The organism is Bdellovibrionales bacterium, from assembly GCA_018266295.1.
Taxonomy (GTDB): domain Bacteria; phylum Bdellovibrionota; class Bdellovibrionia; order Bdellovibrionales; family Bdellovibrionaceae; genus JACMRP01.
In genome coordinates, this window is the sequence record JAFEAQ010000015.1 from 106155 (window position 1) to 119861 (window position 13707).

Annotated in this window: 9 protein-coding genes and 1 pseudogene; 3 read left to right on the forward strand and 7 right to left on the reverse strand. The window is 47.1% G+C overall.

Annotation, left to right across the window (positions count from 1 at the left end; genetic code table 11):
- Positions 1-72: 72 nt before the first annotated feature.
- Positions 73-756 carry a hypothetical protein gene (locus JSU04_16480; protein MBS1971909.1) on the reverse strand — a complete coding sequence of 228 codons (684 nt, stop codon included), beginning with the start codon at positions 754-756 and terminating at the stop codon, positions 73-75.
- Between the two features lie 148 nt (positions 757-904).
- Between JSU04_16480 and JSU04_16485 the strand changes: the two genes are divergently transcribed.
- From JSU04_16485 to JSU04_16495, 3 genes are all read left to right on the forward strand, one after another.
- On the forward strand, positions 905-1171 hold the full coding sequence (locus JSU04_16485) for a hypothetical protein (protein MBS1971910.1): 267 nt from the start codon (positions 905-907) through the stop codon (positions 1169-1171).
- Between the two features lie 13 nt (positions 1172-1184).
- Positions 1185-5666, forward strand: a complete 4482-nt coding sequence (locus JSU04_16490) for a hypothetical protein (GenBank protein ID MBS1971911.1) — start codon at positions 1185-1187, stop codon at positions 5664-5666.
- 285 nt (positions 5667-5951) lie between these two features.
- Positions 5952-6968, forward strand: coding sequence for a hypothetical protein (locus JSU04_16495; GenBank protein MBS1971912.1), 1017 nt, complete (start codon positions 5952-5954; stop codon positions 6966-6968).
- Here the strand turns inward: JSU04_16495 and JSU04_16500 are convergent.
- The 6 genes and pseudogenes from JSU04_16500 to JSU04_16525 all read right to left on the reverse strand — a co-directional run bounded on the left by JSU04_16500 (position 6969) and on the right by JSU04_16525 (position 13584).
- Positions 6969-7217 (reverse strand): annotated as a pseudogene (locus tag JSU04_16500) (hypothetical protein).
- Positions 7218-7403: 186 nt separating this feature from the next.
- Positions 7404-8534, reverse strand: coding sequence for a PQQ-binding-like beta-propeller repeat protein (locus JSU04_16505; GenBank protein MBS1971913.1), 1131 nt, complete (start codon positions 8532-8534; stop codon positions 7404-7406).
- 63 nt (positions 8535-8597) lie between these two features.
- Positions 8598-9404: a tetratricopeptide repeat protein gene (locus JSU04_16510; protein MBS1971914.1), complete on the reverse strand. Its 807-nt coding sequence runs from the start codon at positions 9402-9404 to the stop codon at positions 8598-8600.
- Between the two features lie 460 nt (positions 9405-9864).
- The gene (locus JSU04_16515; GenBank protein MBS1971915.1) at positions 9865-10986 is read right to left on the reverse strand and encodes a Glu/Leu/Phe/Val dehydrogenase; all 1122 of its coding nucleotides are present in this window, start codon (positions 10984-10986) and stop codon (positions 9865-9867) included.
- Positions 10987-11086: 100 nt separating this feature from the next.
- The gene (locus JSU04_16520) at positions 11087-12217 is read right to left on the reverse strand and encodes a BamA/TamA family outer membrane protein (GenBank protein MBS1971916.1); all 1131 of its coding nucleotides are present in this window, start codon (positions 12215-12217) and stop codon (positions 11087-11089) included.
- Positions 12218-12231: 14 nt separating this feature from the next.
- Positions 12232-13584: a trypsin-like peptidase domain-containing protein gene (locus JSU04_16525; GenBank protein MBS1971917.1), complete on the reverse strand. Its 1353-nt coding sequence runs from the start codon at positions 13582-13584 to the stop codon at positions 12232-12234.
- Positions 13585-13707 lie beyond the last annotated feature (123 nt).

Here is a 13707-nt window from a genome sequence, read left to right on the forward strand (position 1 = left end):
TGCCGCAAACCGCGGCAAAACTGCCGCAGTTGTAATTTCTCTCTGCTAAGAATCAGAGGAAATTTCGTAAAACTATAGCTTTAGCTTAGGACAGCTGGTTTGCAGGAAGGTTTTTAACTGAGCATCGTTGTATTTAAAGATCACATCGGAGTCGACAGTGTATCTGAAAACCTGTGAGTTCTTCACCTGACATGTGTTTCCTTTAGTGTCTTTGAAAGTGATCTTACGGCCTGGGTTTTGGCTCGGGCTTTGACCCAACGTGAAGCCAAGATCCAAAAAGAAGTTATTAGTTTTTGTAATTTCAATACCGCCGTTATTTCCTTTTACGACATTGAAATCCTGTGTGAACGTCGTATCGGTGATACTCACCAAAATCGCTTTCTCAGTATTGAAAGTGAAAACCTTTCCGCTCGGAGTTGTCACCGCAAGGCGTTTGTTAGCGCCATCATAATCGTAAGATAGAGGTTTCACGCCTCGTGGGAAAAGATAAAATTCGCGGGCGCCCGTAGTCTCGGATTCTGGCCCTTGTCCTAAAGAATTAAAAATCATAAACAGACCATCATCATCGAAAAGAAAATCGCGATACGTGAGATCGTAGATATTACGAGGGGTCACCGTGATAAAGCAGTTGGTCGTTCCTGGGACAGCCTGGACGGTTGTATTGTCGAAGACCTCATATTTGTCAGCACAGTTTGGTGCTGCGACAACCTGAGACGCACCTAAAAGAAGCAGAGTCAAAGTCGTGAAAAGTTTCATGTATTCCCCCTGTTGTCTCAATTTTAGATGAGTCGTCCCGGGAGGGGTCAATGCTCGATTTATTTACCCCACCAAAGCGCGACTTAATTCGAGTCGTAACAGTCCTGAAACACTGTAGATTTTCATCAATACTTCCGAAAAGTACACTATGAGTTTCAGCTTCAAATGGTCGATTCTATTATTGATTCTCCTAGGCGCTGTGGGTTGCACTGATGGCAATCCACAAGTCGACTTTCTCACCATGCCGACAATTCAAAAAGTCGTGAAGCCCGGAACTCCAAGCTCGGTGAATCTTTCGCCAACAACAACGGTGACGGGGGGAAGTTATCAGCTAAAGGGCCGCGTGAGTTATATCACCACGCAAACGGCAATCAGTGGCGGGAACTATAAAATCAAAGGAAAGATTTCATTCTAACCAAGGACCAAGGATGAGTAAATTCAGCACGTTTATTCTTAGTCTTATGTTTTTATCAAGCACAGCGCACGCTGCTCCGAATACATTCGTCTACGAAGGTGTGCTGGAAGACACGAACGGCCCGATTACCAGCGCTTCGTCATTAACTTTGAAAATCTATGATTCCACACTCAGCTGTCTTTTGTACGAAGAAACGCAGTCGGTGACTCCAGGGTCCGACGGCTCGTTCAGTGTTCTTGTGGGTTCTGCCGTTGCGGATGCAAAACGTACCGCAAATGATCCACAGCTGGCGATGTCGACGGTGTTTATTTCAAGTGGAACGGTTCGTACAGCTGGAAGTGCCAACTGTACGACGGGCTACGCGGCGGCGAGTTCCGACAGTCGTCGTCTTGTGATTAACGTGAATGGTACAGACCTTTCTCCAGCGGTGGAAATTTCTTCGGCTCCTTTTGCTGTTGCAGCTGGCACGGCTGACAAGATTGGTACTTATGATACTTCAAAACTTTTGCGGAGCGACGGTACAGCAGCGGTGACAGCCTTGACTGATGCCAAAGTCACTTTGCTGATGAATCTTTTAAATGGCACGGTGGTGACTCCGACCTCAAGCGGGGATGTAGCCAATAAAGGTTACGTTGACGGAGTGACTGCGAATTACTTACCGACATCAACCGTGTTTTCGGGGGATGTCAGTGGTACGTCGAGTAGCTTAAGCGTTGATAAAATCAAAGGGACCCCTGTCGATACAACGGGTCTCGTTGCCAATAAAATCTTAAAATACGATGGAACGAAATGGATTGCGGGCGATGACAATAGCGGCTCGGCGCTGAGTCTCACCAGCGGCAAAATTTGGATCGGTAACGCGAGCAATGGTCCGAGTGAAGTATCTCTTTCTGGAGATGCGACAGTGGCGACGAGCGGCTTGATCACATTAAAGAGCGTTGGCACTGTTGGTACTTACGCAAAAGTCGTAACGGATGCTCAAGGCCGTGTGATTTCGGGGACGGGGCTTACCAGCGGCGATGTTACCGGTGCGCTGGGCTTTTCACCGACGTCAGCTACTTCCGGTTTTATGAATGGCGGCAACTCGTTTGGGGCTGCAGCTTCGCTTGGAACAAATGACTCTCAGTCTTTGAGTTTCAAAACAAACAGTACGACAAAAATGACGATCACGTCGGCGGGTAATGTCGGTATCGGCACGACCACTCCGGCAAATCCATTGGATATCGTTGGTTCTGTGAATGGCATGCTGGCCTCGACGGTGACTAATAATAACTCCTCGGGAACGACATGGTACCGAGTCACGAATGATGCGAGTCACTCCCTGCAATTTGGTGTTGCTGGTACGACTTTTAGCTCGAGCGGTGTTTACGCCCCCAATACAGCAACGATTTATTCCGATGTGAACTTAGCAGGTTTGAATCTCGGAACTGAGGGCGCTCAACCAATGGGTTTCTTCACTAATAATGCACTTAAAATGACTTTGGATTCCTCTGGAAAACTAGGAATCGGCACAGCATCTCCTTCTGCAAATTTAACCGTGGGTGATGGCGCTGCGAATGACGGTATGATCATGGCCCTGGGCTATGGAACCGTTGGTACAAGCGGATCCTCGCTTTCAGTATCAGGCGCCGGAACGCGCATGATGTGGTATCCGAAAAAAGCGGCCTTCCGTGCGGGGGCGGTGTCAGGAACTCAGTGGGATGATACGAGCATCGGAACTTACTCGGTCGCGGCTGGCTTAAGCCCCATCGCTTCTGGGTCTAACTCCGTAGCCCTAGGTAATGGAGCGACAGCCTCTGCGGCTAACGCATTCGCATTAGGGCAAAGTGCCACAGCGACGTCGGCGGCTTCATACGCCATCGGCTCATCAGCAACAGCTCAGGGAACTTCTTCCGTTGCGATAGGATCTTCTGCCAATGCATCGGCAACGAATGCAATTGCCATTGGTTTATCGACTTCTTCGAGCGCCACACACGCAGTTGCTCTCGGTTCCAATGCGACAGCGAGTTCGACAAATCAAATTACTGTCGGTCCTTTTAATTTACCACTTGGAACTGAAAACGCGTCGACATGGGTTGCCACGGACCCTCTCTTTGTGATCGGTAACGGCGCCAGCTCCGCAGCTAAATCAAACGCCATGATGGTACTTAAAAATGGCAATATCGGTATCGGCACAACAGGCGCACCAACAAGCGGTGCGCGCTTAGAGATCGCCGGCAGCGGAGCTTCTGCAAGCTCGATTATTATTCCGCGCGACACCACTGCAAATCGCCCGACCGGCGTGAACGGGATGATTCGTTACGCGACAGATACAAATAAATTCGAAGCCTATGAAAACGGTGCCTGGACAAACATGATCGGCACTGGCGGCGGTTCAGGCACCGTAACTTCAGTGGCGGCTGGCAGTGGATTGACTGGCGGCACGATCACGTCCTCAGGGACTCTGGCGGTGGATTCAACCACGTCTGGTGTTGCTAGTAAAATTTTAGCATTAGATGCTTCAAGTGTGGCGACAGTTTCGGGATTAACTATTAAAGGAAACACTACAGGAACAGCCACTTTGCGCGCGCCTGCTAGTTTCACAAGTTACTCTCTGACTTTCCCGACATCATCAGGCACCAATGGCCAGGTGATGACATCAGACGGGGCGGGGAATCTAAGTTGGACAACTCCGAGTACACTTCCCTCTGGAACGACCGCTGATAATTATTTAAAATGGACTGGTACGAACTGGGCAGAGGCTTCGGTGAACGTAACGACCATCAAAGGAAATCTCGGTACGCAACAGTTCCCAACAAACTGCAAGGTGAGCCAGACCATGGTTTGGAATTCGCCGACGGACTCTTTCATGTGCGCAGATACAAATGCCGCGACAGTATCGACGATGGATAAAACAATCTACGTCAATGCCTCCGGCAGTGATACCGCTTGTAATGGGACGGCCGCTGCAAGTGCTTCAACTCCACCGAATTGCGCCTTCCAGACTTTGCAAAAAGCAGTTGATAGCACGCCAGATTTCATCCGCCATAAAATCACCATCGAAGTCGGTTCAAATCTGACATCTCAAGGGAACGATACGGCGGTGGCAGTTATTAATAAAAATATAGCCGCGCAAAGTATCACGAACGGTCCCTTCTTAATTATTAAAGGATCTACAGGTTCTGAAATTATCAGCCAAGGCGCATTTTCAAATGGGACCGGTATTGTTGTTGGACCAGCCGCCAGCGGGGTTTATATCAAAGAAATCGGTATCAGTGATTTCCAAGATACAGGTATTCGTATTGATGGTGGTTTAGCCGTTATTGATAATGTCATCTTTAATAACAATCGCCGCGGTCTTTCTGTTTCAAGCGCAGGCCGCGCGATGTTAGGTGCAAATATCAATATTAACTTATCAAATTCTTCGGGCACTGATGGTTCTCGCGGGATTGAGGTTTATCAGGGTTCAGTTAGTTCCGAAGCGGCGTTGAATATCAATCTTGGGGCCGCACAAAACAATCGTGGTATTGGTATCGAGTACGGAGATTTGAGTATCGAAGAGCAAGCGACAATTAGCGGTACGGGATCTCAATATCAGACGGGTGTTGAGGTCGGCAATGGTGGCTCTTTGAGAGTTGAAAATAACTACACCTTGCGTGTGAACATGGGCAACAACTATAGCTCAACCGCCGTTCGTGTCAGTAACGGTGGTCACCTCAGTGTTAATGGAACTTTGCAGCCAGAATCTGTTTCAAATACGGCATTAGTCTGTGAAAACAATGCGGTCTGTGATTTCTATGGAGCTTTTTATATTCCGAATACAAGTTCGAGCACGAATGGATATGTCATTGTTAGAAATGGATCTATTTTAAATGCCCAGTTGAGCTTTAAACTTGAAGCCAACACCATCGGAACCGGTGCGGCGGCGATTCAAGTATCCGAAAATTCGATCTTCAAGTTTAACCCAGTGGTGTCTGGCGGCATCTTAAGAGTTTATGGCAATAGCGGTGCGGTTGGGATTCGGGTGACAAATAATAGCCAATTTAAAGTCGAAACATCTATGAGCCACAACTTGGACTTTGTCGGTTTAAACAACATGGCAGAAGTTTCTAATATGAGTTCAGCGACCTTTGCTTCCAACGTGATTGGTGGTAACTCGCTTGCGATGAGTATGGATGATTCTAGTAAAATCACCGCACCAGCGGGCTATGGTTACGCAATACCATACAAAATCTGCCCAGGGGGCATGACTCCTGTTGGAAGTGGCAATGCTGGATTCTGTATGGACACCTCAAACACAACCCAGGCGACTTACTATAACGCCCTCAATACCTGCTCAGGCCGCGGTTTAAAACTCTGTACAAAACAGCAATACGCTATGTATTGCGCTCAAGGAAACACCATCAGTCCAGCAGTCTGGACGGCAAACATCGAAGATCTCACATGCGGTCCATCTAGTTTAAGCGCAGCCGGAGATGTGATTAATATGAATTACTATTTCCGTTGCTGTCAGTAATCAGCATTTAACTTCAGAAAGTAAATATCGGGGAGTCCAAACTCCCCATTTTTTGCCCAAAAAAGCTGGAGTTCGTATCCAACTTTTCTTTTTTAGCTAAAATTACAAATCTTGCGTTAGTAGAAAGCCAACATGGGCAACATAAAACCGGAGGTTATTTCAGTAGATATTGGGCTCTACAAATACTTCTGATAAGTTATATTATGTAACATTACGTATGTAGTAGACTTTATGGGCTAAGTATATGAACCTTCTGATGATTATCCTATATCAGGAGGCTCTTTTATGCGTCTTTTAATGGTGTTTCTAGGCCTTTTTATCCTGTCTACCCAGACCTGGGCTCAGTATCCCATCTTTAAAGTTCCGGGGCTCAAACCCGCTGAAAAAATCCCAGCTTTAAATGCGGATCCAAATTCCATAACAGTTTCAGGTTTGTCTTCAGGTGCTTTTATGGCGGTTCAATTAGGCGTTGCTTATTCGAAGCAAATCAAAGGCGTGGCTGCAATTGCCGGCGGAATTTATAACTGCGCCGAAGGCAATGTTGATACCGCAACAAATGTTTGCATGAAAAATCCCGCAAATATAAAGCCTGAAACCTATATGGATCTGGCGAAATCAAGCTTCAAAAAGTCTCTGATTGATGATCCCGCGAACCTAACCCAACAGCGGGTGTTTATTTTAAACGGAACCGAGGATAAAACCGTGGCTCCCATTGCGGGCCACAAACTCGAAGAATTCTACAAGAGTTTTGGTGCAAATCCGCGCACGGAATACAGTTTAAAAATGGGCCATGCCTTCCCGTCCAATAAAGGAAAAAACGAGTGCTCAGTTAGTCAGTTTCCATGGCTGAATAACTGTAAATATGATGGCGCAAAAGCCATTCTTGAGACGCTCTATGGACCTTTAAATCAGGTTTCAAAAAAGCAAACCACTAGCGGCGAACTATTAACCATCGATCAAACGGAGTTTGCAAAAGCCGATGCAAAGATGCTGGATGCCGGAAACCTCTATATTCCGTCTGTATGCCGCGATAAAAAAACGCAATGTCGAATCCACGTGGCGCTTCACGGATGCCTCCAGGGGCCTAATATCGTGCAAAAAGCCTTTATCGAAGATGCGGGATACAATGAATGGGCTGATAAGAACAAAATCATCGTTCTCTACCCAGCCGTCGGTATGGGTTCTGGAAATCCGAATGGTTGCTGGGATTGGTTCGGCTATACCGGAGAAAATTACGCCGTCAAAAGCGCTCCGCAAATGACGGCGATTATGAACATGGTCCAAAGGCTTACAGAAAACTAATTAGTTATCGTAAGTCCACTCTTTGAAGCCCAGTTTGACTGCGGCTTCGAGATTGCTGCGATCGATTTCATAAACGTTGGAATTACCCGTTGGCGATCCGCAAACTTGAATGCGCATCATCCCGTCATTTTTATTAAAGCTCGAATAAACTTTGATATCTTTTAGCTCTTTTTGCATGTCAGGGATAGGAATCGCTTTGCCTTGACCACATTGCAAAGAACCGTCTGGTTTATAGACTTTAACACGGTCCAATTTAGATTCCGGTTTCATGGTTGTACCTCCAGAAGTCGCTGCCGCAGCCGCTGCAGGTGTCGCATTTGCAGAATTGTGTGCATTCACGCACTTACCTGTTGCGCAACCCAAAAGCACCGCGCTCAAAACACCTGCATAAATCCATTTAGCCATGAAGTCCTCCTTAATTCTGGAAAGCACACTCTATTGAAGGTATGGAATCCATTGCGGATAAGTCCACTTGGCTTCCATTGCATAGACATTGGCTTCGCCTGAGATGAAATAAATGTGGTTGGCTTTGTCATCAATTGATGGAGTCGACATAATTCCGCGGCCTGGGTCAAAAGATGAAACGACTTTTCCGGTATTTGCATCCAAGAATCGCAAACGCCCTTGAGATTCACCGAAAACGGCGAGGCCTTTATAGACTTTCACTTGAGTTGGAATGCCTTCTTTCACAGAGTAAGTCCAAGCCTTTTGCCCATTACCTTTTTGGAGCGCCCAAACCTCACCAGAGGTTGTGGAGTAATAGATCTTATCGCCGGCAATCGTAACAGGGTAGTACCCTCCCCCATCGATTTTCCACTGGACGTCCCCTTTTTGCGCATTCACGCAATAGAGTTTGTCGTCATAACCTGAAATATAGATCTGATCGCCATCAATAATCGGCGAAGCATCGATATCGCGGAATTTTTTATTTTTATTCAGTGGCAATTCCCACTGCAAATTGCCGGTTTTAGCATTTAAACTCACCAGAGTTCCGTCACTGAAGCCCACAAACAGATTGCCATCTTTCAACGCCGGCTTCGAACCGCCACGAATTGAAAAGTTTGAATTGTCCTGACGTGAATACAACCAAACTTGGCGGCCGGATTCTGCATCCAAAGCATACACCACGTTGGCGCCGCTTAAGAAATAAACCACACCGGTGGCTGTATCTAACAAAGGCTCGGCGATGTTTTCAGAATGAGTCGGAAACGTCCAAAGAATTTTGCCGGTTTTAGCATTCACGGAATAGAATAAGCCATCGCTCGCACCAAAGAACAGGCGATCATTCACTAGAGCCGCGCCCGCCTCGACCCCGTTCAGGATCGGAAGGCGCCACAGTTGGCGGCCGGAATCACGGTCGTATGCCGTCATTCCGTCAATCGCATTACCTTGAATCAGAATATTTCCCAAAATCACCGGCGTCATGCGGTTGATTTTGCGAAAAGCGAGATTGTCCTTTTCGGGAGCTTGGCGGACCCATACATCGCGAACTGCAAACACTCTTTTTTCTGCCGTACGGCTCATAAGAGACTCAAAGCTGGAACAGCCTGAGAGTAAAACCAACATTGCAACTACAGAGAAAAAAGCGCTGATTTTCAAAGTACAGTCCTTTGTTTAAAACGACCGAGATTAGCCGGCGTTCTTTTTAAGTTTCAGCAAACGAAGATATTTCTCAGCATCTTTGCCAAGACCTGTCTCGCCTGCTTCTGGATTTTTAGTATCCTGAGAGTTTTGGCTGACTTTCTTGTAAAGCTCTTCCGCTTTCGCAAGATCATTCATTTTCTCATAGCAAAACGCAGATTTTAAACGAAGAGTGTCGTGCATGAACACGGCCTGAGATTGACCCAAAACTTTGCCCCATTGTTCAACCGCACCTTTGCAATCGTCTTTATCAGAAAGAATATTGCCGTATTGAGTGAGTACGATCGCAGAGATCAAGTCTTTACCAGAGCTTTTTGCCGCCACTTTTTCAAGAGACTGAGCCGCATCGTCGAATTTTTTGTAGTTCACATAGATTTCGCTCAAGTTCAAAGCCGCCATTTGTGCTGCTTTTGAATCCGGATGCTTTTCAATCACAGATTTAAAGCCAGCCACTTCAGGACCGTAATCTTTTTCAAGATCTCCAGAAGCTTTCACTTTTGGTGTTTCTTTTTCTTTACCCATTGGCGGACGAAGAGCTGATCTTTCAGCTTCATCAAAACCACGTTTTTTATCGAGGTAGCTTTTTTCAAAACCAAAGTAAGCTTCTTGAGCTTGCGACTCTTTACGTTCTGACATGTTGCTCATCAAAGACCAGCCCACACCAATAACGATAAACGCGATCAATCCAACAATCACAGCGCGAGAGTGGCTTTGAGACCACTGGAAGCCCTGATTCAGGGTTTTAAGAACTTGATCTGGGTTTCTTACTTCGTCTTTAGAAAGCTTTGTGCTCAAACCGGTATCCTCTTTAAATAGTTAGAATCATAGATAAACAATGGTGATTATTGAATGATGCTGAGGGGTTAAAGTCAAGACGCCTTTTCGTGGTGACGGAAAGGGGAAGTGGCCTCGGATGAAGTGCGTTAGTGTGATGATTTTGTGGGCTCTTGGTGGCTCCGCCGGAGTGTGTCCATCCATGAGAATCGAGGACTCTGTCCTCGAGCTCCAGCTACAACCGGCCATCGTGGCCGTCTGTCCAACGTACAGTGAAAACAAGTACTCTAGCGCCGAATTTTATTTCCCAAGTTATGTCGGAAGGTCGGCCACGATGGCCGAGCTTTCAGGGGTTCGGGGACAGAGTCCCTGACTGCAGGAGGCAGGAAGAACTGCAGAGCCACCACCCAAATCCCCGCCCACGGCAAAAAAAAGCCCCTGCTTTCGCAGAGGCTTCGAATTCAAACCTAAACTCTTACTCTTAACGGTTGTTAACTTCGCGCAGAGTCGAGAACGCACGGCTGGATTTACCAGGGTGACGTTGCTTGAGGCGACCGATTGTTTTGATGCGTTCTTCCGCAAGACGGTCAGCAGCTACGTGAGTGCCGATATTGTCGCGTTTTGCGATTTCAAACACTTTCATACAGTTGTCATAAACCTTACGAGTTTTATCAAATGCGCGATCTGGAGAGTAACCTTCAAGCTCAACGAAAACGTTCATCAAGCCACCGGCATTGATCACGTAGTCTGGAGTGTACAAGATACCCAATTCACGCAATTGATCGCCATGACGAGCTTCAGCAAGCACGTTATTTGCGCCACCTGCGATCACTTTTGTTTTCAATTTTGTGATGGTGTTGTCATTCACAACCGCACCTAATGCGCATGGAGCGAAGATGTCACACTCTACAGACAAAATGCCGTCTGGGTTGGAAACTTCACAACCAAATTGGTCGTGCATGTTTTTAACGCGGCCTTGATCGATATCAGCAACAACAACTTTCGCGCCTTCTTCAATCAAGTACTTCACAAGGTTAGAACCTACGTTGCCCAAGCCTTGAACAGCGACTTTCAAACCTTTCAATGAATCAACTCCGAATTTTTCTTTCGCAGCAGCTTTAATCCCCATCAAAACGCCGTGCGCCGTGTAAGGAGATGGATCACCTGAACCGCCGAAGCCTTTTGGAATCCCCGTCACCCAAGGAGTCTCCATGAAGATGTGCTCCATATCAGTGACATTCGTACCAACGTCTTCAGCTGTGATGTAGCGACCGTTCAAAGAGTTCACAAATTGACCGAAAGCGCGGAAAAGGCCTTCAGATTTAGCCGATTTTGAATCCCCGATGATCACAGCTTTACCACCGCCCAAGTTGAGCCCTGCAGCAGCTGCTTTATAGGTCATCCCTTTAGAAAGACGAAGAACGTCAACAAGAGCTTCTTCTTCATTCTTATAGTTCCACATTCTGGTACCACCAAGAGCCGGACCCAAAGCCGTATTGTGGATTGCGATGATCGCTTTCAAACCAACACTTGGGTCGTTACAGAATACTACTTGCTCATGGTCGCCGTGCTTAGAAATCAACTCGAATGTTCCCAAAAGAATCTCCTTTGTCTGAGACATATCTTAATTTTGTAACGAAGAGATGATGGGGACTTTTGAGTAAAAAGACTAGTAGTTATGCTCCGCGATAGTTCCTGTCATTTTAGAACGCTTCGCCGATCAAAAAGTAAGCACCACTTTCTTTGTTTGTAACCCCGAAATCCAGACGTAGTTTTGTTCTATTCTCCGGGTCCAAAGTGTACTGAATCCCCGCTCCACCAGAGTAAAAACTGTCCGCAGAGTTGAGGTCGCTGATCTTTGTAGCCATGCGCGCCACGCCGGCAAAAATGGCAGGAGTCCACTTGATGTTCTTTTCAAATCGGAGTTCGGTCTGAAACATTCCAAGGGCTTTATCCCGATACTGACCAGCGTAAAAACCGCGCATCCGTGAGCCACCACCAATGGAATTCAAATATTGAAACGGCACTTGATCGCCCTGAACTTCAGAAGCCACTAATTGAGCCGCGCCAATCCAACGAGGCGCGATCGTCACATACTGCCGGAGATCAAATTCGATTTTACGAAAACGCTGAAGATCTTTGTTCCCTTCGCGATCCTTTGGATCATAGAAGCTCTGATTGATTTTATACCACGACCCTTGGCGAGGTGCTTGCGGGTAGTCCCGTTCATCCCATTCAAGTCCCACATTCAAAGAAAGCACTTGAATACTTTGAGCGATGTTTTGAATTTCTTTTTCCATTTCGCCACCGACTTCATAGTCGATGACTTTTCGAAGGTCCTGAGCGACGCCTCCACGGATAAAAAGTCTGTCATAGATATTTTTGCCACCCGTTACGGCCATGATAAAACTATTCTCGGTGTATTTCTCTGGCGAGCTTAAGGAGTTTTCAACGCCACGACCATAGTATTTATTCGGGAAGTAGCTATAGAACAAAACGCCCCCGAGCTCCCACTCCCCGCCCGCTAAATAGAGACGGGGAGCCAGGCTCACCATCGCTTGATTGTTAAACGTGACCGAGGCCGTCGCCATGATGCTCGACGTATGACCCTCTTTTTCTTTCCAGAGATTCTTAATTGCAAGCAGGCCACCGGCAAATTTGGTTTCCGGAGTGTAGTAAGCAATCGGCAGCAGGATCAGTTTCTTGGAGTAATCTTCTTTCGCAGGAACAGCCTCACTCAAAGTTTCTGCAGACTCGGGGGAATCCGTACTCTCTTGAGCGAAGCTGCTATTTACAAATGCAATCAGTACAAAGGTCAGGATGATTTTCTGCATCCTTTAGAAATAACTTACTTCAAGATAATCTTCCACTGTTTTAACGAGCCTGTATCTTGAGCAAGGCTATCAACGATTTTCAATTTCCAAGTGCCAGCAAGCGCTTGCTCTAACGGACTCAAGCTCGTCTCGGAAACAAGACTCTCACCAAAAACACCTTTGATATCGCGGGCGCGCCCGCCTTTGTTTTTACGAAGCACATAGCTCTTTCCATCCGGCGCAATCAATGTCAGTACGAGGTCGCCAGAGTAAGAATGCTCAATATCGACTCCAACAAGAACTTTTCTTCCTGCAACAGCTTCCGGCACAGGAATGCTAGACACAATACCAGTAGAGTTCTTATCCGGAATTGCAAGACTGCCAGAGGCACTCACAAAAACACTCTCTGCAGGAGGTTGGGGTGAAGGACTCGGTGTTGGGCCTGGCTGCGGGTTGCCGCTTTCCGGAATGAGGCTACTAACCTGATCAATGCGGGTTACATCTTCGCCGCGACAACCATCTGCAGGACAGCGGTTGGAAACATAGCACGAGCCTTTAGCCACAAAGTCCGTATCGCCACGAACAAGAATCCCCACAATTTCGCCTGTTTCGGAGTTAAACACGGCGGATCCCGAGTTGCCACCGTAGGTATCAAGATTTGTCGTTAAAAATGTCGAGCTGATCTTACGAACCTTACCGCCGGAAGCAACCTTCGTCGGTAAACCCGACGGATGACCGATCACGGTCACAGCATCCCCAGCTGCGGCGACACGTGAACGTTGCAGCTTTAAAACGTCGTGATTGGCCACAGGACGATCGATTTCAATCAAGGCGTAGTCGGACCCTGCGGCCTCTTGCTTACGCGAAATAATGCGTTTACAAGAGTAAACTTCCGACGTCGCGACACTGGCCGGATACTTCCCCGCCTGTTTGACGGAATAACCAAAGACAAAACGGACATTGGCACAATCAGACGCATCTTTCACACAGTGACCCGCAGTGAGAATGAGATTTGAACCAACAAGCGAGCCCGAGCAAAAGGCCCCGGCGGGCTGATCATAATAAGGCTCACTGGTGCAGAGCATGTTTTGCTTACCGAAACCATCGCTCGGCAGACTAAAGCTGGACACACCTTGTGCTTTCAGACTTGAACTCTCAATCAGCGCTACGGTAGAGTCGGCAAGATTTCGATGGAGAGAAGAAGTCACTTCATAGAGGTCTTTGCGATCATCATCGCCATAGATCAGCTTATCCCATACTTTCTGGTCTTCGACACCCGCTGTTGTCGTGTCAGTGGACTCTTCTGCAGGCCCTGCACATGCGACCACGTTACATAGGATCAAAATTCCGAAACTTAATTTTAAAATTTGCGAAAGGCTAAAAAACATCTGTCCTCCTTGACAGGATACTTGTGGGAGGACGGATATTTAGTGCATTTCGGTTAGTTACATTCTTGGAGCTTTTTGGCACTGGTTCATGAATGAGTGGTTCCGAATGGGAACAGGGATCTG

Excerpts from the sequence above, each read along its gene's own strand:
- JSU04_16480 (MBS1971909.1), bottom strand. The coding sequence starts at position 756 with ATGAAACTTTTCACGACTTTGACTCTGCTTCTTTTAGGTGCGTCTCAG.
- JSU04_16485 (MBS1971910.1), top strand. The coding sequence starts at position 905 with ATGAGTTTCAGCTTCAAATGGTCGATTCTATTATTGATTCTCCTAGGC.
- JSU04_16490 (MBS1971911.1), top strand. The coding sequence starts at position 1,185 with ATGAGTAAATTCAGCACGTTTATTCTTAGTCTTATGTTTTTATCAAGC.
- JSU04_16495 (MBS1971912.1), top strand. The coding sequence starts at position 5,952 with ATGCGTCTTTTAATGGTGTTTCTAGGCCTTTTTATCCTGTCTACCCAG.
- JSU04_16505 (MBS1971913.1), bottom strand. The coding sequence starts at position 8,534 with ATGTTGGTTTTACTCTCAGGCTGTTCCAGCTTTGAGTCTCTTATGAGC.
- JSU04_16520 (MBS1971916.1), bottom strand. The coding sequence starts at position 12,217 with ATGCAGAAAATCATCCTGACCTTTGTACTGATTGCATTTGTAAATAGC.
- JSU04_16525 (MBS1971917.1), bottom strand. The coding sequence starts at position 13,584 with ATGTTTTTTAGCCTTTCGCAAATTTTAAAATTAAGTTTCGGAATTTTG.